The sequence below is a fragment of the Streptomyces sp. BRA346 genome (genome assembly GCF_052851135.1).
Window position 1 is genome coordinate 248,629 of sequence record NZ_JAIWIH010000008.1, and the last position, 21,828, is coordinate 270,456.

18 protein-coding genes and 2 pseudogenes are annotated in these 21,828 nt (G+C 68.5%); 8 read left to right on the plus strand and 12 right to left on the minus strand.

What is annotated here, in order from left to right:
• Positions 1 to 82: 82 nt before the first annotated feature.
• Together LCH29_RS14090 and LCH29_RS14095 are read right to left on the minus strand one after the other, a co-directional pair.
• Complete coding sequence (locus tag LCH29_RS14090; RefSeq protein WP_446462087.1) at positions 83 to 646, minus strand: Rrf2 family transcriptional regulator; 564 nt, start codon at positions 644 to 646, stop codon at positions 83 to 85.
• Between the two features lie 223 nt (positions 647 to 869).
• On the minus strand, positions 870 to 1,469 hold the full coding sequence (locus LCH29_RS14095; protein ID WP_446462055.1) for a TetR/AcrR family transcriptional regulator: 600 nt from the start codon (positions 1,467 to 1,469) through the stop codon (positions 870 to 872).
• 118 nt (positions 1,470 to 1,587) lie between these two features.
• On the opposite strand from LCH29_RS14095, the gene LCH29_RS14100 reads away from it, so the two are divergent.
• Together LCH29_RS14100 and LCH29_RS14105 are read left to right on the plus strand one after the other, a co-directional pair.
• Positions 1,588 to 2,337, plus strand: a complete 750-nt coding sequence (locus LCH29_RS14100; protein ID WP_446462056.1) for an SDR family NAD(P)-dependent oxidoreductase — start codon at positions 1,588 to 1,590, stop codon at positions 2,335 to 2,337.
• 13 nt (positions 2,338 to 2,350) lie between these two features.
• Positions 2,351 to 3,100, plus strand: coding sequence for an SDR family oxidoreductase (locus LCH29_RS14105; RefSeq protein ID WP_446462057.1), 750 nt, complete (start codon positions 2,351 to 2,353; stop codon positions 3,098 to 3,100).
• 220 nt (positions 3,101 to 3,320) lie between these two features.
• Here the strand turns inward: LCH29_RS14105 and LCH29_RS14110 are convergent, their stop codons facing one another.
• The 4 genes and pseudogenes from LCH29_RS14110 to LCH29_RS14125 all read right to left on the minus strand — a co-directional run bounded on the left by LCH29_RS14110 (position 3,321) and on the right by LCH29_RS14125 (position 6,057).
• Entirely contained in the window at positions 3,321 to 4,091 is a 771-nt protein-coding gene (locus LCH29_RS14110; protein ID WP_446462058.1) for a DUF1963 domain-containing protein, read from the minus strand.
• Positions 4,092 to 4,515: 424 nt separating this feature from the next.
• Positions 4,516 to 4,671, minus strand: a pseudogene (locus LCH29_RS14115) (hypothetical protein); the annotation flags it as partial.
• A gap of 159 nt (positions 4,672 to 4,830) precedes the next feature.
• Positions 4,831 to 5,224: pseudogene (locus tag LCH29_RS14120) on the minus strand (IS630 family transposase); the annotation flags it as partial.
• Between the two features lie 143 nt (positions 5,225 to 5,367).
• Positions 5,368 to 6,057 carry a nitroreductase gene (locus LCH29_RS14125; RefSeq protein ID WP_446462059.1) on the minus strand — a complete coding sequence of 230 codons (690 nt, stop codon included), beginning with the start codon at positions 6,055 to 6,057 and terminating at the stop codon, positions 5,368 to 5,370.
• A gap of 107 nt (positions 6,058 to 6,164) precedes the next feature.
• On the opposite strand from LCH29_RS14125, the gene LCH29_RS14130 reads away from it, so the two are divergent.
• Entirely contained in the window at positions 6,165 to 6,779 is a 615-nt protein-coding gene (locus LCH29_RS14130) for a TetR/AcrR family transcriptional regulator (protein ID WP_446462060.1), read from the plus strand.
• A gap of 834 nt (positions 6,780 to 7,613) precedes the next feature.
• Here LCH29_RS14130 and LCH29_RS14135 read toward each other — a convergent pair.
• Positions 7,614 to 9,890 (minus strand): GmrSD restriction endonuclease domain-containing protein, encoded by a 2,277-nt coding sequence (locus LCH29_RS14135; RefSeq protein ID WP_446462061.1) that lies wholly within the window; start codon positions 9,888 to 9,890, stop codon positions 7,614 to 7,616.
• A 397-nt stretch (positions 9,891 to 10,287) separates the two neighbouring features.
• Here LCH29_RS14135 and LCH29_RS14140 point away from each other — a divergent pair, with 397 nt between their 5' ends.
• From LCH29_RS14140 to LCH29_RS14160, 5 genes are all read left to right on the plus strand, one after another.
• A complete protein-coding gene (locus LCH29_RS14140; RefSeq protein ID WP_446462062.1) occupies positions 10,288 to 10,455 on the plus strand; it encodes a hypothetical protein in 168 nt (55 codons plus the stop codon).
• 60 nt (positions 10,456 to 10,515) lie between these two features.
• Positions 10,516 to 10,641, plus strand: coding sequence for a hypothetical protein (locus LCH29_RS14145; RefSeq protein WP_446462063.1), 126 nt, complete (start codon positions 10,516 to 10,518; stop codon positions 10,639 to 10,641).
• A 386-nt stretch (positions 10,642 to 11,027) separates the two neighbouring features.
• Positions 11,028 to 12,011, plus strand: a complete 984-nt coding sequence (locus tag LCH29_RS14150) for a hypothetical protein (protein ID WP_446462064.1) — start codon at positions 11,028 to 11,030, stop codon at positions 12,009 to 12,011.
• Positions 12,012 to 12,532: 521 nt separating this feature from the next.
• A complete protein-coding gene (locus LCH29_RS14155) occupies positions 12,533 to 12,796 on the plus strand; it encodes a CopG family transcriptional regulator (RefSeq protein WP_446462065.1) in 264 nt (87 codons plus the stop codon).
• Entirely contained in the window at positions 12,793 to 13,209 is a 417-nt protein-coding gene (locus LCH29_RS14160; RefSeq protein WP_446462066.1) for a PIN domain-containing protein, read from the plus strand. The genes LCH29_RS14155 and LCH29_RS14160 overlap by 4 nt, the downstream gene beginning before the upstream one ends.
• Positions 13,210 to 13,627: 418 nt before the next feature.
• Here the strand turns inward: LCH29_RS14160 and LCH29_RS14165 are convergent, their stop codons facing one another.
• The 5 genes from LCH29_RS14165 to LCH29_RS14185 all read right to left on the minus strand — a co-directional run bounded on the left by LCH29_RS14165 (position 13,628) and on the right by LCH29_RS14185 (position 21,817).
• Positions 13,628 to 14,728, minus strand: coding sequence for a hypothetical protein (locus tag LCH29_RS14165; protein ID WP_446462067.1), 1,101 nt, complete (start codon positions 14,726 to 14,728; stop codon positions 13,628 to 13,630).
• 985 nt (positions 14,729 to 15,713) lie between these two features.
• The gene (locus LCH29_RS14170; protein WP_446462068.1) at positions 15,714 to 17,057 is read right to left on the minus strand and encodes a class I SAM-dependent RNA methyltransferase; all 1,344 of its coding nucleotides are present in this window, start codon (positions 17,055 to 17,057) and stop codon (positions 15,714 to 15,716) included.
• A 107-nt stretch (positions 17,058 to 17,164) separates the two neighbouring features.
• Positions 17,165 to 19,246 (minus strand): APC family permease, encoded by a 2,082-nt coding sequence (locus LCH29_RS14175; RefSeq protein ID WP_446462069.1) that lies wholly within the window; start codon positions 19,244 to 19,246, stop codon positions 17,165 to 17,167.
• Positions 19,247 to 19,334: 88 nt separating this feature from the next.
• Positions 19,335 to 20,450 (minus strand): cytochrome P450 family protein, encoded by a 1,116-nt coding sequence (locus tag LCH29_RS14180; RefSeq protein WP_446462070.1) that lies wholly within the window; start codon positions 20,448 to 20,450, stop codon positions 19,335 to 19,337.
• Positions 20,432 to 21,817 carry a cytochrome P450 gene (locus tag LCH29_RS14185; RefSeq protein ID WP_446462088.1) on the minus strand — a complete coding sequence of 462 codons (1,386 nt, stop codon included), beginning with the start codon at positions 21,815 to 21,817 and terminating at the stop codon, positions 20,432 to 20,434. The genes LCH29_RS14180 and LCH29_RS14185 overlap by 19 nt, the downstream gene beginning before the upstream one ends.
• Positions 21,818 to 21,828: the final 11 nt, after the last annotated feature.

Here is a 21,828-nt window from a genome sequence, read left to right on the forward strand (position 1 = left end):
CGCACCCAGCGCAAACTGCAACTAAGTGAGTTACAGTTTGGGCATGCGTCAAGAAGCAGGACGTCTATGCGTCACCGCTGAATCAGCGGTCCTTCGCTTCGTCGTCGGAGGCCAGTATCTGCTGCAGCAGGGCGGCGATCGTCGTCCGGCCGAGCCGCTCCTCCAGAGCTCGCTCCGCGTTCCGGAACTCGACGTCAAGCAGATGGCCGATGCTGCGGCCGACCACGCACGCCCCGCTGGGCGGATGGGGATGCCTCGAGAAGACCTGCTCCCCCTCCACGGCGGCGTACGCGTCATAGAGCGTGATGTCCCGCGGGGTGCGAGCAAGGGACCAGCCACCTCCACGACCCTCGGTGGACCGCACCAGGTGAGCGTCTCGCAAGCGGCCGAGGATACGCCGCACAAGAACTGGATTGCTTTCGAGGCTGTCCGCGATCTCCGCGGAAGTCAACGAGCCTCCACGCCGGTGCGCCAGCATCGCAAGCGCGTGAATCGCGACCGCGCTCCTGCTACTGAGCCCCGCCATCCCCGACTCCTGTCGCCGCCAGTAAACTGCCACCAATCTAGTTGCAGATGATTCGATGGTCAACCGAGTCGTCCGGGGACCTCGGACCTGAGCAGGCCGGATGCGCCCTGGTCGGCTCATCGCCTTCACGGCCCGACACCTTCGGGGTCTTGCCGCATCCGCTACGAGCTACGCGCCTACCTCCACCAGGGGCTCCTCCGACTCGGGCGCTCGGGCCGGCCCATCGTCCGTGATGCCGGCATCAGCGGCACGACCCGGGGCCCGGGCACCGCGTCGCCGTTCGCCATCGCCCGCTCGGCCAGCATGTGGACCGGGTCGATCAGCGCCGCCCCGAGAGCTCCGGTCACGCCCGCAGCCCGTCCAGCGCCGTGTCGATCGCCGCCAGGGCCGCAGCCCTGTCGAGCCCCGCCCTCGATACGAGCGAGAGACCTTGGACCAGGTAGAGCAGCATCTGGGCCTGGGCCGCGGGACGGGCTTTGCCGGTGACCTCTCCGGCGGCCTGTGCGCGGCGGAGCGCGTCGGTGACGATGTCGGTGAACCGGTGGTACGAGCGGGTGACGATCTCCGTGGCTTCGCCGTCCTGGGGGACGAGTTCGGCGGTCGTGTTGCCGACCAGGCAGCCCTGCGGCACGCCCGCGTCGGAGATCAGTTCGTCCAGCCGCGCGGGATGGGTCAGGATCTCCCGCAGGGCGGGCAGGAGCGGGCTGGTGTCGAGGGCGGTGGTCAGGTGCCGCTCGTACACCTCCCAGTAGAGCCTGACGGCTTCGAGGTAGAAGCGGCGCTTGTCGCCGAATGTGCCGTAGAGGCTGCCGCGCTCGACGGCCAGCGCGTCGACCAGGTCCTGGATCGACGTCGCCCCGTATCCCCGGGACCAGAACAGTTCGAGTGCCCGCTCCAGCGCTTGTTCCTTGTCGAACTCGCGGGGGCGTCCGGTTCGTGCCACGTGCCCGATACTACGACTTCTTGACTCCTCGTTCAAGAAGTCGTAGCTTCCCCCGAGTCACTTCTTGAACACACGCACAGAAGTCGGTCGCTCGCCGGCCGGCACGAAGGGCGAAGCAATGGAATTCGCAGGCAAGACGGCGCTCGTCACCGGATCCGGCGCGATCGGCGGACTCGGGCACGCGACCGCCAAGGTGCTGGCCGCGGGCGGAGCCGACCTGATCCTGACCGGCACCGATCCACAGCGCGGCGCCCAGGTCGTGGAAGACCTCGGCGCAGCCGGTGGCACATCCGCCGGGACGGTGCGTTTCGTCGCCGCCGACGTGTCCGATGTGGCGGGCGTGCGGCAGCTGGCCGCGGACGCAGGAGCCGTCGACATCCTGATCAACAACGCGAGCGTCATGACGTTCTCCCCGACCACCGGGCAGGATCTCGCGAGTTACGACACCGCCTTCGCGGTCAATGTCCGGGCCCCGTTCCTGCTCACCGCCCTGCTCGCGGAGAAGATGGCCGCGGGCGGCGGCGGCAGCGTCGTCAACGTCAGCTCCACCGCGGCCGGCCTCGGCATGCCGGGCATGGCCGTCTACGGCGCCACCAAGTCGGCGCTCGAATCGCTGACCCGCACCTGGGCGGCGGAGTTCGCCGAGTCGAACGTGCGGGTCAACGCCGTCGCTCCGGGCCCGATGCGCACCTCGAAGGTGGTCGCGGCGATGGGACCGGACATGGGTGGCATGGGCCTGGCCACCGCACTCAAGCGCACCTCCGACCCGGCCGAGGTGGCCCACGTGATCGCCTTTCTCGCCAGTGACCGGGCCAGTTACATGACCGGCGCGATCGTGGCCGCCGACGGTGGCCGCACCGCAATCTGAAAGGGGCAGAAACATGGATCGTCTCGTGGGAAAGCACGCGCTGATCACAGGAGGGACGAGCGGCATCGGCCTGGAAACGGCCCGCGAGTTCCTCGCCGAGGGGGCGACCGTCGCCATCACCGGCCGCTCGCGGGAAAGGCTGGACGAGGCAGCACGGCAATTGGACGGCCCGCTGCTGACCGTCGCCAGTGACGCCGGCGACGTACCCGGCCAGGCGGCGCTCGCGGCGCGGCTCCGGGCGGAATGGCCGAAGCTCGACATCCTGATGAGCAACGCCGCCGACGTCACCCACCTCCCCATCGAGGCATGGACCGAGGAGGCGTTCGACAGGCTCCTCACGACAAATCTGAAGTCGCCGTTCTTCCTGATCAGGGACCTGCTACCGCTCTTCTCGCAGCAGTCCTCGGTCATCCTCGTCGGCTCGGTCTCCGCCTACATCGGACACGAGAACGCGACGGTCTACGGTGCGGCCAAGGCGGGCCTGCTCTCCTACACCCGCGGGCTGACCCATGAGCTGAAGGACCGGGGCATTCGCGTCAACGGACTGAGTCCGGGCCCGACGATCACCAACGCGTTCGCCCCGCTGGGTCCCGAGCGCCAGGCCGCCCTCTACGAAGAACTCCGGCAGACCGTGCCTCTCCATCGCCTGGGAACCGCCACCGAGCTGGCGAAGGCAGCGGTCTATCTCGCCTCGGACGAATCCGCTTACACCGCGGGGACCGTGCTCCGCGTTGACGGGGGCATCGGGCAGCTCGCGTACTAGGCTAGTGCCGCATCAGAGAACCTATGCCCCGTCGTGAGCGACGCGCCGTTCGGATGCTGGTCCGGACGGCGCGATGTCGCCAGGCTGTCCGGGTGGCAGAACGAGTACGCGTCCGCGAGATCCATGCGGGGCAGGAGGGCGCACCGCCCCACGGCCCCGGCCCGCGCCTCGCGTTACCTCGGCCGCGTGTGCGTCCGACGGGTGCGGGCAAGGCCGGGCGTCATGCCCTGTCGACGTGGCCGTACACGCGATCGAAGCGCAGGGACGCCAGGTCCTGGCGGCGGATCATCCAGCTGACGACGTGCGAGTCCAGCTCGCGGACCTGCTCACCGCAACGCCAGGTGGCCAGCAGGACCCAGTCGTCGGTGTCCGCCGCGGTGTCGCCGGTCTCCGACTCGTCGTCCCTGGCGAGGAGAAGAGGGTCGTCGTTGATGACAACAGGGTGGGCGCCGAGTGCGAACGTCCAGGTCGGCCAGGAGCCCCCCACGTGCGTCCAGGCGCTCTCCAACTCCTCGGCGAGTGCGTACTCCTCGTCGTCGGGGACGTCCCACCTGGCCTCCGCGAAGCTCTCCGGCATCGGCGGGGACAAGTGGTGCCACGTCGTGCGCATATCCTGCGACTCGAACGGCCCGTACCCGGTCTTCACACGCCGGACGGCCGTCGGTGTCCCGGCGGGGACATGGCACACCGCGTCACTCATCGGGCCATGCAGACCCAGCTCCAGGTCGGCGAAGAACAGCAGGTGGCCCGCTGACGGCAGGGGGAGTCCGGTGGCGCTCTGGGGTATCAGCGCGCAGTCGACGCGGGCGATCAGGGGGTGGCATGGGTCCGGGGCGCCTTCCGGGAGTACCGGATCACCACCCATCCGCGCCGCGAGCGGCCCGTCACCGCCCTGTGCGAAGAACGTGCCCGGCACAGCGGCCCGTATCCACTCCTCGACCTCCTCCGCCGGCAGCCCACGGGACCCCGCCTCGGCGCGGAAGCGATGCACTCTGTCGGTATTCCAGCCATCGATCACAGCCACACCCTAGCCGGGAGGGACGACACCACAGGGGGACCGCAGCCGCGGCAGCGGTTCACCGCGGCCAGGGCAACCGACCTGGCCCCGCGTCCTGAGTCCCGTGTGCCGGGCGCCCGGGCGACCTGCTCCGAAAGCGCCGCAGGCCGACGACGCCCCGAGAGGGCCCTGAGACCAAGGGGCCGAAACGGCCGCCGCGCACCTGCATATCCGGGACACATATCCGTACCGATATGCGGGCCGGTCCGCCGACGCGTGGCAGATCCGGCGGCGAACTGCCACGACACCCTCCGCGGGGTGCTCCGGTCCAAGCCGGAGCACGGGCAGAACGAGGGTGGAAGGACACCGGCCGGGAGCACCCGCCAGACACCGGCCTTGTGGGTGTGTCCGCGAAGGTTCAGCGGGGTCGGGGCAGGCGGGCCAGGGCGCAGCGGTCTTCGCCGGTGCAGGCCACCCGCCACACCGGCCGACCAGGTCCGTGCGCAGTCAGCCGGTCCAGGCCCTCGGCTTCGTAGCGTCGGCGCCAGGTGTGGAAGCACTGGCGGCTGATGCCGTAGTAGTGGCAGGGTCGCGGCGACGTTGCCGCTCACTTCCTCGGCGTGGCGCAGCACAGCGAGCCGATGCCGGGCGCGTCTTGCGAGCTCGCGTTCGGTCATGCGGGTCTCCTGGGGACGGGAGACCCGCCTGTCAATAACGTCCGCCCCGCGCGGTGCGCCGGGAGCCGGTCGGGCTTGCCCTGGTTGGCCCAGCAGGATCCCGCGGTGGGCCGGATCCCCAGGGGGCCGAACTCGTCGAAGGCGAAGACCCGGTCCGGGAAGTGTTCCAGGACCTGCTCGATGCGGTCGAGCTTGGCGCCACGGTCGGGGTCGGGGGACTCCTTCCAGGTCTTGGTGCGCTGGAAAGTGATGCCGCGGCGCAGGAGCAGGCACCGTAAGGCTTCACGGCCGATTGCCGATCTCGTTGAACCGGTGGATCACCTCCCGCCCGGTGTCCTCGTCGGCCTGGACCAGCTGGGCGATCACCGGGATGCGGTTCCCGCCGGCTGAGGCCAGCAGCATCATCGCCCGGCGGAAGCGCACGGAGCTGGTACTGCCCCGGCGCACGATCCGCTACAGCTTCTGCCCCTCCTGATCGGTCAGCCTGCGTACCCGCACAAGCTCTGCCACCACACCTCCGGCGGTCGGAACGGACGGCACCACCCATCCAACCGCGCCAAGGACCACCCCGGCGAACCTATGTGGTCACAGCACTAGTCGTGGAAGGCCGTGGTCGACTCGAGTGGAGCCCGCTCGGCCTTCACCCGATTCACCGGCGCCGTCTCGTCGGCGTACCCGAAGGAGATGCCAACGAGCAGCTTCCCTCCGGTGACGCCGAGTTCGGTGCGGACGGTGTCGGCGTAGAAGCTCAACAGTCCCTGCGGGCAACTGTCCACGCCGTACGCGGTCATGGCCAGGAGCAGCGTCTGCATGTAGGCGCCGACATCCGCGGCCAGCCGGGCCTCTCCGTCACCGTGGACGAAGAGGAAGGCCGCGTGGGGCGCGCCGTAGAAGCGCAGGCTCTCCGAGTCGTAGGCCGCACGTGCCGTGTGATCGTCGGGGCCGATGCCCAGCGCCCCGTACAGTTCGGCACCGAACGCCGCCCGACGTGTCTGGTGCACCCGCGCGTACATCCCCTCGGAATACGGGAAGTCCGCCGAGGTGCGCCGTTCGGCGTGGGCCGTCCGCAGGGCACCGGTCAGGCGCTGACGTGCCGCGCCGCTCACCACCTCCACCTGCCACGGTTGTGCGTTGGAGTTGGACGGCGCGGTGCCGGCCAGCGAGAAGATCCTGCGCATCGTGTCCTCGGGTACGGGTTCCGGACGGAACGCGCGGGTCGCGTGACGGCCGCGTATCAGCTTCTCCGCGCAGCTGCTCAGCTCAGTGGAGACGAACCCGCTCATGGGACTCCTTGATGACGAAAGAGTTCATGTAAACGATGCCGTTTACATGCGGAGGCCACCTTAACGCGATACGCCGACCCAAGTAAACGACTGCGTATACTTACTTCATGAACACGACCGTGAGTACGACGGCCACGGCATCCCGGCGGCGGGGGCGCGGCGGACGGGAACGCATTCTGACTGCCGCCGCCCGGCTGTTCGCGACCCAGGGCATCAGCGCGACCGGCATGGAACAGGTCGCCGAGGAAGCGCCGGTGTCCAAGCGGACCCTCTACGCGCACTTTCGCACCAAGAACGATCTGGTCATCGCCCACTTGCAGGGCCTCGCACTGTCGGGGGCCACCCTGGAAGCCGTGCTGACCCGCGAGGACATCCCTCCGCGTGACCGGATCCGCAGGTTGTTCGACCAGCCGGTGGCGGACGCGGCTCCGGTACGCGGGTGTCCGTTCATCGATGCCGCCGCGGAGTTCCCCGATCCGCAGAGCGCGGTGCACTCCTACGCCCGGGAGCAGAAGCTGCGCATGGTGCAACTGATCGTCGCGGTGGTGACGGAGCTGGGCTGCCGCGAACCCCTCCTACTCGCCGAGCAACTGGCCACCCTCGCGGACGGGGCGGCCAGCCGTGCCATGGTGCTAGACGAATCGGACTACGGCCGACACGCGCGGGCGGCGGCGGAAGTCCTCCTCGATCAGGCTCTGCCGGGAAAGGCGGCAAAGAGCTGACGAGGACGACGTCGGGGCAGGGGCGGTCGAAGGGCTGGAGGCGCGCTGGTGCCCCGAACGAAAGGGCCCAGGCGGTTTCCGTTCGGATCAGCTGCTCGCCGCTCCGGGTGTGTCGTTGACCGACGCGCCCCGGACCGGACGCCGAAGCGGGGCGGCTGGTGGCGAGACCACCGTGAGACGGTCGATGCGACCGCCTTCACGTTGTGGACCGGGCGCTCCCAACGGCCGCCAGTCCCGCCGAAGGCCCGACCAGCCGGGTACAGGGCGGACTGAATCGAGCTATCGGCATCCGGCAGACCAGCAGCACCCATCCAACTGATGCCCCATCAAGTCGAGCGTCAAATGAGCGTCGAGGCGATGCACTCCCGTCCATGCGAGGTCGGGGCCTTGCATCCGTGCTCCCACACGAGCCTGGAAAACAGCAGATCAGCAGCACTGTCCGAACCTCGGCACAGTCCACGTCACGCGCCCACGAAACAGGTCAGGGCCATCGCCCGAAGCTAACAGGAACAGAAGAAACAGCAGGTCATAGGCCCTTCGCGGCCGGTTCGAGGATGGCCACGCACTCCACGTGGTGCGTCACCGGTATGACGTCAGTCTGTGCCGGTTATGGAAAAGCGCAGGTCACAGCAATCACATCGATTCTCGCCCCGGCTTGTCGGCGTCCAGAGCGTCAACCGAGTGTCACGGCCGACAGCCTGCGCTTGCTCCTTGGCAACCGCGCCCGCGGTGCGCGGGCCATTGCGTGTTCAAGCCGGTCGACGAGGAGGCCGAGAAGGCCGACCGGACTCCACCGACGCCATCCGTCGATGTGCCCGAATGTGTAGATCGCGCTCATCCCCAGTGTTCCTCCTGGTAGCGCAGGAGGTCATCGCCGTGGAGTTGCTTGGTGGCGTTGCCGACCCGGACCCAGAAGTCAGTGGCGCCGTTGCCGCCCTTGGCGGGCTTGGCGAACACCGGCTTACCTGCCGCGGCAACGCTGATCTGACAGACGACATTGCCGGAAATCTCGGGGAAGCGCACGCGGACGGTGGTCGCGGTCGGGGTCGACAGGCTGCTGTCGAGGAGTTGGCGTACGAAGAGCTCATACCCGTCGACGCTGGCCTGCGACTCCAGAGTGGTGAGGTCGTTGTCGATGCCGAGGACGGTTCCGTCGTCGGCCACACCGATGAACAGGTTTCCGCCCTCGCCGTTCAGGAAGCCGCAGACGGCCTTGACGATGTTGTGCCGTAGGGACTTGTCGGCCTGCTGGGTGTGCACGTTCCAGCGGGCGCTGGCCTTGAACTCGGTGCCCTGGGCCTCGCCGGCGGCGATCATGTCGGCCGGGGTGGTTGGGACGTACGCAGGGCGTTCCCCTGTGAGGGTTTCGAACGCTTCCCGCACAACCTTGGCGATCAGCTGGCGCCGCCGTTCCAGGAAGGTGAAATAGTCGAGCTGTTCCCAGCCGACCGGGAGTGCGTGCCACCGTACCTGCCGCTCGAGCACCTCCGGGTCCATCGCGTCCGTGATTCTCGGCCAGTAGTCATGCGGTGCACCGGTGTTGGACGGTTTGTCTGCCGGCCACGTCACGTAGGCCATGTTGGCGATGGCATTGACTTGGCGCCGGTCGGTGATACCCAGTCGGGCGAGTGCCTTGCGGTGGAACAGGTTGTCCCGGTCGACAACCTTGGCGGGTAGGACCGAGGGGTCCAGCAGATCACGGATTCGTTGGTCGCCGAAGAGCATTTCGGCGTCGAGGATGTTGAGCGCCGCCTGGTAGGCGAACAGCACTGGTGAACGCGACGAGGACGTGTCCAGCCGGTTCGGCAGGGAGATGTCCCAGTAGTCGCCGGTAAAGTTCGCTGCGATGATCCGGTCGAGTTCCACGGTGAAGGCCCGGCCGTCACCTGGCGGCAGACTGCCGATCCGTCCCAGGTCAAACTCCATCTGTGACTCCGGCGAGTTGGAGTACCGACCGGTGGTGTGCGCCATGAAGAACCACCGTCCGATCACCGGACGGAGCTCATCGACCGTCAGCCCGAAGTCGTGGCGTCCGATCAGCCAGAGTGTGTAGCTGTACAGCAGGGCGTTGTCGGAGGTGATCATCTTGCGACTGCGGAAGCCTGCCGCCGTGACGCACTGGAAGAACTCGTGCCAGCTGGTCAGGTCCAGGACCTTCGTGTGTGCTTGGGCGAGCCGGTCGAACTGATCCTGCCGTCGAGCGGCGGTGACCTTGCCGGTTTCAAGGTCCTTTCCTCGTAGGACGCTATAGACGTGCTGCAGCCGGGCGCGCCGGAAGGCGACAGCGACGGCTACGCGCAGCAGTTGGTCCGGGCTGGGGTCCAGAAAGGCGTTTCGAGGGCTCGGACCGGGGAGTCCTGCGACCACCGCGCCGCGGCTGAAGTCTTCGAGCTGGCGGCGGCCCTTCTCCCAATGTACTGACATCAGGGTGAGGATGAAGTCGGACTGGTTGAGCTTCACGCCTTCGGAGTTGATGCGCACGAAGATGTCGGCGACCTGCTCCTCGTTGGCCGAAGCACCCAGCTCCACAACCTGGAAGCGGAACTCGTGCAGGTCCCGGACCCTGTGTACGCGTTCTTCGAGCTCATCCTTGGCAGCGTCCGACAAGGGCTGGCCGCTGGCCTGTTCGAGCCGTTGGAAGAACTGTCGAACGGCGGGCTTGTAACCACCTTGGGCCCAGAGCGCGGTGATGTCCGGAATGAAGTGGGCGTCACGCTCGATCGCCGCGTCCGTGACCTCGAACGTCTGGTCCTCCGGGTGGAACGCGATGCGAACGTTGATCTCGTCGAAGGACCTAGTGACGATCTTGCGTCCGGTGAGGACTGTGAACAGGGCGGTGAGCCGCTGCTGCCCGTCAACGACCAACAGCTGAGGTGCCCGATCACCGGCTTCCGTTCCGATCTGTCGCGTCCCCACCTCAGCGCCGGTCTCCCAGAACATCAGGGTGCCGATCGGGTAGCCCCGATACATCGAGTCGAAGAGATCGCGGGTCTTCGCAGCAGACCAGACGAACGGGCGTTGAATGTCTGGTAACCCGATGCGACCGCCTTCGATGTCCTCGATCAGGTGCCGGAGCGTGTAATTAGTGTCGCGATACAAAGTGGGTGGCACAGCCGAGGGCTCCTAACGTCCGAGGGCAACTGATCGGCGGAAGCGGTCATGGCGTGGGAACAGCATCAGGTTAGCCTGCGCCACCGTGACCGATCAGCACCGCTTCGGTCCGGGATGATGCGGCTGGCCAACTCGCTCGCCTCCGGAGGAATGCTGCAGGGCGGCAAACAGACCGCGGCACCGAGACCTCTTGACGCCCCCGAGATCGTCATCGTCGACACCGACGGGCAACGCGAGCTGGCCAGCCCGCACCTGACCGGTCGTCGCAGCGGCTGGTGGCCGGCCAGGGCACTGATCGCCAACGGCCACTCGTGTCCAGACCCGGCTCTACGTCATCGACAACTGGGATCGAATCCGGGCCGCAAAGGACGACAGATCCTTCACCCACCTCGCCTCGTTGGTAGGCACTCCCGGAGTACGGCGGCTGCGAACGAGCCACCTGATCACTCCGCCGCACGAGAACGAGCGCGAGCTCGGCGTGTTCGGGAACGCGCTCGCCGACGTCCTGGCCCGACACGTCGAGGTGACGGGCATCGACGACGAACTGACCTTCTACAGCACGTAGGAAGACGGGATCCGCGCGGCCCGCAGCTCGGTCTGGCTGTGGGCGTGGGTCTTGAACCGGGTGCGCAGCATCCTGCCGCTGCTGCGCGAGGCGGTCGGGCGCGGCGTGCGCGTGACCGTCTTCATCCGCGACGGCACGGACCCAGGCCCGTCCGAGTGCGGCCGCTGCGGCGGCACCAGCATCTAACTGCGCCGCCGAGAGAACGCCACCTGATATTGGCGCTGTTAACACACGGTCTGCAATATGGGGCCGAACGGCCGCCGCCGCGCCTGGAACCAGGACATCAGGTAGGTAGGGGCAGGAGTTGAGGGACCGGGCAACGCCCGTCTCGACTTAGGATTTCGCGAACTCACTGGCATCCCCGGCACCTTCTGTGGCAGGCTTCCGCCTGCCAGCAACGGGATCTCGCTCGTAGCCAGATCACCAGCTGCGCTTTAGCTAAGGAGTCCGCGGACGCACCCGAACCACCGGCTTGTCTCTCACCTCATCTTTCACGTAGCAGGCTCGAGTCTGCGGCGGTGTTCCCTACCGTGCCCGCACTCGTTGCCCGCGCACCACTCGGAGGCTCAGCCATGCCGGCACATTCCGCGCCATCGCATCTCTTCTTCCTGACCCAGCCCAAGGGCAACGGTGCCATCCTCTTCAGCATGCGGGGGACGCCCCGCGGACCGGAACTCTCGAAGATCGGGACGTTCGAGGATCGCGACGAATCCCAGCTGCTCGCCGCCACGCTCAACGCAGCTCTCCAGAGAGGAGCAGGCGCCCTCGGGAAGGTTCACCGGTCCTTGGCTTCCCTGCCTGGGCCCCTCCGGAAGGCGATCACTGATATCGCGGAGGAGATCGAGGACACGCATCGGGACGCTCCACGAGCCCGGGCTGCGCGCAGGGCCGCGCGGGCCGTCACGGAGAACCTGGGACAGCTCAACACGGTCATGTTCTCGCTTTTCAGCGCATCCGACTGCGGGAGCTGCCGAAGCTGCGGCTGCACTGTGGCCGAGGACTGCGCGAAGTGCGCCATCTGCGACTCGTCCTCCCGGGGCCGCGGCTGCGGGGACTGCAGCGGCGTTGGGGTAACACCCAGGACCGCATTCGTTCTCCAACGGCAGCTGAGGGACCTTGCGGACAAGACGTACCTCGCCGCTTATGACCCCGACTTCTGGGAACACAGCGTTCCGGTCAGCGCGGGGACTCAGTCGGACTGGTTCCTTCTTCACTGCGCTCGCGCGTACGACGACCTCGCGGCCGATCTGCTTGCCGGCGGTATCCCGAAACCGCACTGTCTGGCCGAGAGCGTGCTATTCGGCTACGCCGTGGAAGGCATCGGCGGGTTCAGTATCGAATCCGTCCACGCGGACGAGGTCTACCAGACCCTTCCGGCCTCGCGGTTCGACTATGACTGGGAGTTCCTCGCTAATGAGAGCGGGCTGCTTGACGTCAGCGACAGGGCGCACGACTTCCTGGAAGCAGACGTGGCCGAAGAAGACCTGTGGGACGAGTGGTTCAAGCCTTACACGGACGTCGAGCCCCGGGGCACGCCCCGCAGGTTCCACTGCTGACGTTCGCCCGAACCCAGCCGGAGATTCCCGGCAGGTTGAGATTCCCGCTTCGAGCATCATGCGAGCGTCGAGAATCTCCGGACGAGACCTTGACGGCGTCCTCCGATGCAGCGCCTCCCCCATGAATGCGCAGGCCAGGAAGGTTGCGAGGGACGCCGTCCACTCGAACCGCTGTCACGGAGAGGAACAGGTCGAGCACTCCACCCTGGCCACAAAACCGCAGGTCAGACACCCTGTCAGCTGGCTCCAGGACCGCTACGCACTCCACGTGTGACGTCATCGAGAGGAGGATCGAATTTGACCACCCAGACAAAGATGCAGGTCAGAGCCTGTACACGCCTCACAATCACGCCCCGATACACGCCATCGGAGTCGACGGCGTCACGGATCACCAGCGCGGCAGGCAGTGAAGTGTCAACCGCCCGGGGGACAAGGGCGCCCTGAGCTCACAGACACTTGCCTCATCGCAGAGCCCGATCGACACTGGAACCGGGAGGAATACCAGCGGTAGGATGGGTGGCATGGGTGAAGCTACCGGCAAGTACTCCATCACCATGCCGCGGAACATCGCCGAGGCTGCCCGCGACCGCAGCGGACCATCCGGCCTCTCCGCCTACGTCGCCGCAGCGGTCGCCCGCCAGATCGAGCGCGACAATCTCAACGAGCTCATCGCCACCGCGGAAGCAGAACACGGCCCCATCACCGACGAGGAGATCCAGGCCCTGCGCGACGAAGTCCACCAGGCCCGGCGGCAGCAGGGCTCGGGCCGGGCGGACGCCGCGTGACCCGTACTTCCCCCGCGGTCCCGGGCGGCACCCTCGTCCTGGACAGCGAAGGACTGGCGAAGGCCGTCCTGCGCGACCGCACGGTCACTGCCTGGCTCGCCCTCGCCCGCGCCGACGATCTCCGGGTCATCACCTCCGCGGCCACCCTGGTCGAGGTCATCCACCCCCGGATCAACCGCCCCGCCCTCGAGTGGACCCTCTCCCGGCTGGTCGTGGAACCGGTCACCGAGCCGTTCGCCCGGCACGCCGCCGCACTCCTCGCCGACGCCGGGCTCCACGGCCACAAATACGCCATCGACGCCATACTCGCCGCGACCGCACTCTCCGCCCCAGGCCCCACCACCGTGCTCACCTCCGACCCAGAGGACCTCACCACCCTCTGCGGAACACGAGTCACCGTGATCAAGATCTGATGGGAATGCCCCGCTTTCCATCAGGGACAGAAGTCCGGTCGCAACCAAACCGCTCAGGCAGACGACGACTACCAGCAGGACGAGAGATTTCTTGATCTTGGGTCTTCCAAGATTCTCGTAGGCGTTGGTCGAAACAGTCCGGGCTTCAGCCGAGCAGAATGCGCCGGCGGAGTGGGGCGTGGTCGGGAGGCGCCCGCGAACACCCCGCTTGCCGTCCGGCGTGAAGTGCAACTGCCGCAGTGACCGCATCCTCACATGGTCAGCCTTCTCCATACCGAGCGGGCCACCGAAGCGCACTGACCGAGCCGGCGGCGCGGCGGTACCCCGCCGGTCTCCCCGGGACCGGCAGCTCAAGTCCGCTTCTTGCCATGGTGAGGGCGGATCCACCGGTTCACGGTCGACCCCACCCCTCACACTCTCAGCCCGTTAGACCGCCCCTGCGTTCCCGCGTACGTTCGGCCTGGGTCGTGTCGTCGCCGATGAGCCCGGCGAAGACCAGTGCGCGCGAGCCGTCGAGACTTGCCTTGATCTGGGCCTGGATGATGTCACTGGCCCTGCCGCGGGTTCCGATCCAGCCGTCCTGCACGAGTTGGGTGAAGGTCGTGTTGTCGAGATACCGGGGCACCGTGTGGTAGCCGAACAGCTCACCCCCTTTAGGACCGGTGGCCAGCCCGGGCCGCCCTCGCAACCACTCGACGTGTTCGCGCGTGAGGTACATGCCGCCGATCAGCGCATCTCCCTTCGGCGCCACTTGTTCGGACTTGCAGAACTTGATCCAGCATGGCTGGTGAACGAAGCGGTAGTCGGCCGGCGGATCCTGTTCCAGCCGCATACACGCCTCTTCTACCTGCCTCATGCGCTTGAGCTGGTCGTCAAGATCACCGTCCGGCCGATATCCCCACTCACTGCGCCCGGCTCCGACCTGGCCCATCTTCTTGTACTGGACAAAGATGAAGCTGTCCCGGCTCACATGGTGATATATTAGGTCGACCCCCAGCGTGTCCTCAGCCGGCAGGCGGTTCACGTTGGCGATGAACAGTTGCTGGTCGCCCTTGCGGAATACACGCTTCGCGAGATGCTCCGCGTCACTTCCGATCCAGTCAGAGAAGCGTTGCGCGTCGTGAGCGACGAGGTGGTCCTCGTGCGCCGGATGTCCCGGCAGGGTGGCGAGGACGGGGATCTGATCCCCGTCCTCTTCCGGGAACTTCGCCTCTTCAATGATGCTCCGGTCGAATCTGCCCAGTTGAAGTGCCAGTCCGGTGGCATCTCTCTGCTCCAGGAACAGCTCCCGCACTCTGCCGAGGATCCGGACACCGCCCACCCTTTCCTGCAACTGGGCGATGACCGCAGCCAGATCCGCACGGAGCGTGGTAAGACCGTTCAACAACTCTTCGCCGGACCGCTTCGTCAGCACTCCGGACCGGTCGACGGCGTCTCTGTGTCGGAGCGGAAGCTGGTCGGACAGATCTTCCATCGGGACCGGAGGCGCGACTCGATGGAGTTGAGTCAGCTCGACCACACGCCGGAAGGTCCCGGCGGGGCGACCGCTCCGGGCCTGCCCCACGTATTCGACTCGCGGTCGACCTCTCTCCTGCCCGGTCACCACAAGGACGACATGTCTACTTTTCCACTCGCCCCGTTCTCCGACCGACTCCCAGCCGACATCGAGTTGCTCCTGCCGCTTCCTGCTGCCGAGGAACTTGGCCTCGCCTGGGGTGCACCGCAGTATCGCCACCATTCGATCACCGTACGCCGCCCGTCCTGCGGATTTCCACGACTCGTCGCCAGCATCGGATACATCGCCAACCCTGGAGAGAGCAAAGGGAATTGGACCTTGGCACTCCGCACCTCATACGGGCGTCTCCGCTCTCTCCGATCGACGCCCGCGACCACTCTGCCACTCCGTACGACCCGAGGAGCAACAGCTCGTCCAAGAGGTCGACGGCTCCCGGCTCGACCGGCCTGGGCGTACGCACGAACCAGCAACCCACCAACGTGGTGGGCACCACCGGCCGCGGCGTGAGTCGCGAGGTCGGTGGAGGCCGGGCCGCACTCGTCGATGAACCGCCTCACGCACATTAGAACCAGGTCGTCGACGCGATCCGGAGCGTTCTCGAGTGTGATCGGCAGTTGTGGCAGGGCCGACCTGAAGGCCGGAGAGCCGATCAGCCCGGTCAGGGCGGAGCGGAAGCGATTCAGCCGCCGCCCTCGCAGTGCCGAGGCCGCAGTGGAGTTCCCCGTGACCTCGGACACCTCACCCTGGCGGCGGCCAGCCGCCCACACCCGGCATCCCCGCCAGACAGAACCTCACCCGACGGGCCGTCGGAATGAGCGTCGTTCCAGCGTCAGGACTTCCAGGACGCCCCGTCCGCAGACCAGGCAACAATCAGCCACCGCACCGGGAAATCCCAGGCCAGAGGCCATAGGGCCAAGCCATCACGCCTCGATCTGTTTCCACTGGGAAAGGACGTCGAAATCATCCCTCGCTTCCACAAACCCGCAGGTCAGACGCCCTTCCCCGCCGGCTCCAGCACCGCCACGCACTCCACGTGGTGCGTCACCGGGAACAGGTCGAACGCGCGCAGGCGGCGCGGGGTGTAGCCCGCGTCGTGGAAGTAGGCGAGGTCGCGGGCCAGGGCTGCCGGGTCGCAGGCTACGTAGGCGATGCGGCGGGCGCCCAGGGAGGCGAGGTGGGCGACCGTTTCCCTGCCCGCGCCGGAGCGGGGCGGGTCGAGGACGATCAGGTCGGCCTCGGTGATGCCGGTGCGGGGCAGGACCTGCTCGACCTTGCCGTGCTCGATGCGGACGCGGTCCAGGTCCTGGAGGTTGTGGCGGGCGTCCTCGGCCGCGCGCTTGGAGGACTCGATGCCGAGCACCGCGCCGCGGTCGCCGACGCGCTCGCCGAGGGCGCCCGCGAAGAGGCCGACGCCGCAGTAGAGGTCGAGCGCGGTGTCGCCCTTGCGCGGCATGAGGCCCTGCATGACGGCCTCGACCAGCAGGTCCGCGGCCTTGGGGTGGACCTGCCAGAAGCCGCCCTCGCCGACGCGCCAGGTGCGGTCCGCGGCGCGTTCGCGGACGAAGGGGCGGCCGTGGACGCGGTGCACGAGGCGCCGGCGCTCGCGGCCGCGGGACTCGGCGATGCGCAGGACGGAGACCGGGCGGTCGAGTTCGACGATCGGCAGCCGGGCGCCGGGGCGGGGGGTGAGGACGACCTGGCGGTCGGAGGAGCCGGTGGCGGCGATGGCCTCGACGCTTTCGATCTGCGGCCATTCCCGCTTCTCGATGCCGAGTTCGGTGACCCCGGGCGCGGCGATCAGGCAGTGGTCGACGGGCTCCACCTCGTGCGAGCGGTGGCGGCGCAGCCCGGGGCGGCCCGCCTCGTCCACCGCGTACTGGAGCCGGGTGCGCCAGGCCGGGACCTCGCCGCGGGCCACCTTGTCGCCGGGCGCGGGTTCGACGGTGCCGTCCCAGCGGGCGGCCTCGGGGGTGAGCCCGGCCAGCCGCTGGAGCTGCTCGGTGATCACCTCGGCCTTGAGCCTGCGCTGGGCGCCGGGGGCGACGTGCTGCCAGTCGCAGCCGCCGCACCGGCCGGGGCCGGAGAACGGGCAGGGGGCCTCCACCCGGTCCTTGGCGGGGTCCAGGATCCGCACCGCGTCGGCGCGCAGGAAGCGCGCGCCCTCCTCGCCCTCGGTGACCCGGGCGACGACCCGTTCACCGGGCAGGGTGTGGCGTACGAACAGCACTTGGCCCTCGGCGGTCCGGGCGATGCAGTGGCCGCCGTGCGCCACCGGGCCGACCTCGACCTCGTACTCCTCGCCGACCAGCGACGCCTTGGGTTCACTTTGCATGGCGGGCTCGGCTCCAGAGGGGTGAGGGGGTGGGGTGGGACGGTGGCCCTGGCAGGGCAACAGCAGCCCACCAGTCTACGTCCCCGTACCCCCGCCCCACACAAAGGCTATCGGCCGGGCGTCCGGACGCCCGCCTTCTCGGCCTTGCGCTCGCCCCTCGGCCGCGGCGGCACCACGGGACCGCGCCGGACCGAGCCCGGGGCGTTCCACTCGGCGCGCTTGCGGGCGCGCTTGCGGGCCAGCTCCGAGGAGTCCAGCTGCCAGGGCACGGAGGTCACCATCACGCCGGGGGTGAACAGCAGCCGGCCCTTGAGCCGCAGCGCGCTCTGGTTGTGCAGCAGGTGCTCGTACCAGTGGCCGACCACGTACTCCGGGATGTAGACGGAGACCACGTCGCGCGGGCTCTCCCGGCGCAGCCCCTTGACGTAGTCGATGACCGGCCGGGTGATCTCGCGGTACGGCGAGTCGAGGATCTTCAGCGGGACGTCGATGCCGCGCTCGTGCCACGCGGACTGAAGGGCCTTGGTCTCGGCCGGGTCGACGTTGATGCTCAGCGCCTCCAGCCGGTGGGAGCGCATCAGCTTGGCGTAGGCCAGGGCGCGCAGCGTCGGCTTGTGGATCTTGGAGACGAGGACGATGGAGTGCACCCGGGAGGGGCGGACCTCGTCCTCGTCGTGCTGCTCCTCGGCCGCGGCCAGTTCCTCCGAGACGCCGTCGTAGTGGCGCCGGATCGCCGTCATGGTGATGTAGAAGACGGCCATGCCGAGGAGCGCCACCCACGCGCCGTGGGTGAACTTGGTCAGCAGCACGACGACCAGGACCAGACCGGTGAAGAAGGCGCCGAAGGTGTTGATCACGCGGGCGCGGATCATGCGACGGCGGGCGGCCGGGTCGCGCTCGGTGGCCAGGTGGCGGTTCCAGTGCCGGACCATGCCGGTCTGGCTGAGGGTGAAGGAGACGAAGACGCCGACGATGTAGAGCTGGATCAGCCGGGTGGAGTCCGCGCCGTAGATGTAGACGAGGACCGCGGCGGCCCCGGCGAGCAGGACGATGCCGTTGGAGAAGGCGAGCCGGTCGCCGCGGGTGTGCAGCTGGCGCGGCAGGTAGCGGTCCTGGGCGAGGATCGAGCCGAGCAGCGGGAAGCCGTTGTACGCGGTGTTGGCGGCCAGGAACAGGACCAGCGCGGTGGCCGCGGCGAGCACCACGAACAGGAGCGAGCCGTCGCCGAAGACGGCGGCCGCGACCTGCGAGATCACGGGGTTCTGGGTGTAGCCGGAGCCGAGCGCGGCGCCGTCCTTGAACAGGTCGTGGGCCGGGTCCTCGGCCATCTTGACGTTGGTGACCATGGCGAGGGTGATGATGCCGACGAACATGGTGACGGCGAGGCCGCCCATCAGCGCCAGCGTCGTCGCGGCGTTCCGGCTCTTGGGCTTGCGGAAGGCGGGCACCCCGTTGCTGATGGCCTCGACGCCGGTGAGCGCGGCGCAGCCGTCGGAGAAGGCGCGCAGCAGCAGGAAGACGAGCGCGAAGCCGGCCAGCCCGGTCTGTTCGGCGTGGACCTCGAAACCGGCGGTGGGGGCCTTCATGTCGTCGCCGAGGACGAGCCCGCGGTAGGCGCCCCAGAGGATCATCACGAAGACGCCACCGACGAAGACGTACGTGGGGATCGCGAAGAGCTTGCCCGACTCGCGGACGCCGCGCAGGTTCATCAGGGTCAGCAACAGAATGATCGCGACCGCGCAGAGCGTCTTGTGCTCGACGATGAAGGGGACGGCGGAGCCGAGGTTCTCCACCCCGGAGGAGATCGACACGGCCACCGTCAGGACGTAGTCCACCAGCAGGGCGCTGGCGACGGTGAGGCCCGCCTTGGGGCCGAGGTTGGTGTTGGCGACCTCGTAGTCCCCGCCCCCGCTGGGGTACGCGTGCACGTTCTGGCGGTACGACGCGACCACCGTGAACATGAGCACGATGATCGCGATCGTGATCCACGGTGAGTACTTGTAGGCCGACGCACCCGCCACGGAAAGGACGATCATCACCTGCCCAGGCGCATACGCGACGGAGGACAGGGGGTCGGAGGCGAAGACGGGGAGCGCGATGCGCTTCGGGAGGAGGGTCTCCCCCAGCTTGTCGCTGCGCAGCGCGCGCCCGATCAGGATCCGTTTCGGGACGTCGGTCAGTTTGGACACGCTGAGGATCGTAAAGGGTGGGCCGGGCGCCCGCCCAGCCGCCCGCCCACCCGGAGACGGGCGGGCGGCCGGGCGGGCCGTACGGCGGTCAGGACAGCCGTACCGGCAGGGCTCGGTGGCCGTTGGAAATGAAGGACTCCATCGGCTCCAGCGCGGCCTGCCCGGACGCTAGCGAGAGTCGAGGGAAGCGGTCGAACAGGGCCGGGAGCGCGATCGCCGCCTCCAGCCGGGCCAGCGGCGCGCCGACGCACAGATGGACGCCGTGGCCGAAGGCGAGATGGCTCTTGATCTGCCGGGTGACGTCGAAGGCGGCGGCGTCCTCGCCGTGGATCTCGGGGTCGCGTCCGGCGGCCGCGTAGGCGGCGAGGATCGCGTCGCCCTTGCGCAGCACCACCCCGTCCTCCAGCTCGATGTCCTCGACGGCGTAGCGCAGCGGCAGGTTGGCGACCGGGGCGGAGTGCCGCAGTGTCTCCTCGATCACGTCCTCCCACGAGGCCCGGCCCTCGCGCACATGGGCGAGCTGCTCGGGGTGGGTGAGGAGCGCGTGGACGGCGTTGTCCAGGAGGTTGACCGTGGTCTCGTGCCCGGCGGTGAGCATCAGCGCGAGGGTGTCGCACAGCTCACGCTCGCTCAGCGGCGAGTCCTCCTCGCTGCGCACGGCGATCAGGCCGCTGGTCAGGTCGTCGCCGGGCCGCTCGCGCTTGGAGGCCACGAGGGCCTCCATGATGGCGTCCATCTCGGCGGAGGCGGCCGCGACCTCCTCCGGCGAGGTGGTGGTGCGGAAGGAGCTGTCGGCGAACGCGCTCATCCGCGCGCGCAGCCCCTCGTCGGTGAGCCCGAACAGCTCGTAGATCACCTGGAGCGGCAGCGGGTACGCGTACCCGTCGCGCAGATCGACGGGCCGGCCCGGCGGGGTGGCGGCCAGCCGGTCCAGCAGGTCGGCGCAGATCTCCTCGATGCGCGGCCGCAGGGCGGCGGTGCGCCGCGCGGTGAACGCCTTGGAGACCAGGGTGCGCAGCCTGCGGTGGTCGGCGCCGTAGGCCGTGAACATGTTCTGCACGGCCACCCAGGCGATCAGCGGCCAGTCGGACGGGACCTCACCCTCGTTCCAGGCCCGCCAGTGCAGGCGCGGGTTCTTGGACACCCGCGGGTCGGTCAGGAGCTGTTTGAGCAGGCTCTGGCGGCTTATCGCCCACGCCACCAAGCCCCCAGGAAGCTCCACAGGCGTCGCGGGCCCTTGGCCTCGGACGCGCTCGGCTTCGGCGTGGATGTCGCGGCCGGTGGGGTCGAGGACGAGGGGACGGGACTCGTGGACCACTGGTTGTCTCCCTGGGGCTCGGCGGGCTGTCGTTGCGCGGGCACGGCCGCGGCGGGCGGCATGGAGGCGGGTCCGGGGGTCGGCTTCGTGAGGACGGGGAACCGCACGGGCAGCGAGGCCAGGGCGCGGTTGAAGGGGCCGGGGCGCCAGGTCAACTCGTCCGACGACACCGCGAGTTGCATGTCGGGGAGGCGGTCGAGGAGCCTTTCGATGGCGACGGAGGCGATGACCCGGGCGGGGCCCTCGGCGGGGCAGCGGTGGGCGCCCACGCTCCAGGCGAGGTGGGCCCGGTTGCCGGCGCGGCCCTGGGAGGTCAGCTCGGGGTCGGTGTTGGCCGCGGCGTAGCTGGTGAGCACCGCGTCGCCCTTGCGCAGCCGTACGCCGCCCATCTCGACGTCGTAGCGGGCGAACCGGGTACCGAAGTTGGCCAGCGGCGGATCGGCCCACAGCACCTCGTCCAGGGCGTCCTGGACGGGCAGGCTGCCCCCGGACAGCTCACCGGCGAACCGGTCGTCCGACAGCAGCAGCCGCAGCGCGTTGCCGATCAGGTTCACCTGGGGTTCGGTACCGGCCGCCATCAGCAGCGCGATCTGCTGCATCAGCTCGTCGTCGGCCAGCCGCGAGGGATGGGCGATCATCCAGGAGGTGACGTCGGCGCCGGGCTTCTGGCGCTTGGCGTCGACGAGGTCCGCCATGTAACGCGACAGGTCCAGGTTGGCCTGCCCCGTTTCGGCCGTGCTCGCGTCGAACATGATCGTGAGGATCCGGATCAGTTCGCTGCTCTGCTCCGGAGGGGCGCCGAAGAGCCGGTTGAACACCATCAGCGGGATGATCCCCGCGTACTCGCTCAGCAGCTCGGCCTCGCCCCGCTCCACGAAGGAGTCGATGAGGGTGTCCGCGCTGCGCTCCACGTAGTCGCTCAACGCGTGCGAGTCCACCCGGCTGAGGCTGTCGGTGATCGCCCCGCGGTAGCGGGCGTGCTGCTCGCCGTCGGTGAACAGGGCGTTGGGCCGGAACTGCATCATCGGCAGCACGGGGCTGTCCTCCGGGAGCCGGCCCTCGGTGAGGGCGGCCCAGTTGCGCGGGTCCTTGGCGAACCGCTCGGTGTCGCGCAGGACCTCCAGCGCCATGGAGTAACCGGTGACCAGGTACGCGTCGACGCCCGGGGCGAGTTCCACCGGGGTGATGGGCCCCGCGGCCCGCATCCGGGCGTAGAACCCGTGCGGATCGGCGGCGAAGTCGGCGCCGTACATCGGCACCCGGG

Excerpts from the sequence above, each read along its gene's own strand:
- LCH29_RS14100 (WP_446462056.1), top strand. The coding sequence starts at position 1,588 with ATGGAATTCGCAGGCAAGACGGCGCTCGTCACCGGATCCGGCGCGATC.
- LCH29_RS14105 (WP_446462057.1), top strand. The coding sequence starts at position 2,351 with ATGGATCGTCTCGTGGGAAAGCACGCGCTGATCACAGGAGGGACGAGC.
- LCH29_RS14150 (WP_446462064.1), top strand. The coding sequence starts at position 11,028 with ATGCCGGCACATTCCGCGCCATCGCATCTCTTCTTCCTGACCCAGCCC.
- LCH29_RS14125 (WP_446462059.1), bottom strand. The coding sequence starts at position 6,057 with ATGAGCGGGTTCGTCTCCACTGAGCTGAGCAGCTGCGCGGAGAAGCTG.
- LCH29_RS14155 (WP_446462065.1), top strand. The coding sequence starts at position 12,533 with ATGGGTGAAGCTACCGGCAAGTACTCCATCACCATGCCGCGGAACATC.
- LCH29_RS14185 (WP_446462088.1), bottom strand. The coding sequence starts at position 21,817 with ATGTACGGCGCCGACTTCGCCGCCGATCCGCACGGGTTCTACGCCCGG.
- LCH29_RS14130 (WP_446462060.1), top strand. The coding sequence starts at position 6,165 with ATGAACACGACCGTGAGTACGACGGCCACGGCATCCCGGCGGCGGGGG.
- LCH29_RS14090 (WP_446462087.1), bottom strand. The coding sequence starts at position 646 with ATGAGCCGACCAGGGCGCATCCGGCCTGCTCAGGTCCGAGGTCCCCGG.
- LCH29_RS14170 (WP_446462068.1), bottom strand. The coding sequence starts at position 17,057 with ATGCAAAGTGAACCCAAGGCGTCGCTGGTCGGCGAGGAGTACGAGGTC.